The organism is Brevibacillus sp. YAE8 (assembly GCF_057543335.1).
In genome coordinates this window covers 1-1,017 of sequence record NZ_BAAIYG010000080.1, presented here as the reverse complement: position 1 = coordinate 1,017, position 1,017 = coordinate 1, and the positions used below count along the sequence as shown (strand labels likewise).

1 protein-coding gene is annotated in these 1,017 nt (G+C 45.0%); it reads right to left on the bottom strand.

Going from position 1 to position 1,017, the window contains the following annotated elements:
• On the bottom strand, positions 1-941 hold a 941-nt coding region (locus AC27IT_RS27685), incomplete at its 3' end, for an IS256 family transposase (protein ID WP_487092248.1).
• Positions 942-1,017 lie beyond the last annotated feature (76 nt).

The following is a 1,017-nucleotide window of genomic DNA, read 5'->3' as shown; positions in this document are numbered from 1 at the left end:
CACGACCGGACAATCAGGGGATACTGTTTTCCCCAGGTCTCCTCAAATTGATCCAATTCCAGGAGAGCCGCCTCTTCCGTTGGGGCCGTATAGATCGGACGCAAGGCCGTAGTAATCTTCTTCAAATCCTTGTACGACACATATTTGATGGAATTGCGGATCTGGTGGATGATACATTTTTGAACCTCCGTTTGCGGATAGCTGGCTGCAATGGCTTCGCTGAAGCCTTTTAAATTGTCTACACAGATAATCAAAATGTCCTGAACGCCACGATTTTTCAGATCCGTCAACACATGTAGCCAGAACTTGGCTGACTCGTTTTCTCCGATCCAGATGCCAAGAACGTCCTTATAGCCTTCCAAATCAATGCCAATGACCATATAGGCGGCTTTGCTGATAATTTGCCCGTCCTGTTTTACCTTAAAATGAATGGCATCCATGAAAACAACGGAATACACGCTTTGCAGCGGGCGATTTTGCCATTCCTTGATAAGAGGTAACAGTTTAGCTGTTACGTTGGAGATAAGGGTCGGGGATACCTCAAGTCCATACAGATTGTGCAAATGATCCTGAATATCCCGTGTGCTCATGCCTTTGGCGTACATAGAGACGATTTGATCTTCAATACCCGTTACATGTCTCTGGTGTTTCTTGACAATCGCAGGTTCAAATTCTCCAAGACGATCACGGGGAATCGTGAGATCCAACTCCCCATACTCAGACGTAACCGTTTTTTTGCTATAGCCGTTCCGACTGTTTTTCGTCTGCTTCTGCTTGCTGTCATGCTTGGCATAGCCCAATTCGGTATCCAATTCGGCCTCCAACATTTCTTGCAGTGTTTCTGCAAAAATGTCCTTCAGGGCTTTTTGAACATCCTCCATGGTTTGCAAGTTGTGTTCTTTGATAAGTTGGCGCAGCTGGTCTTTTGGAATGAGTCCCATGTGTTCTCTCAACCTCACTTTGTTTCATTGTAATGGAATGTGGAATGAGAGTTTACACAAAATATTTTACAGTCCC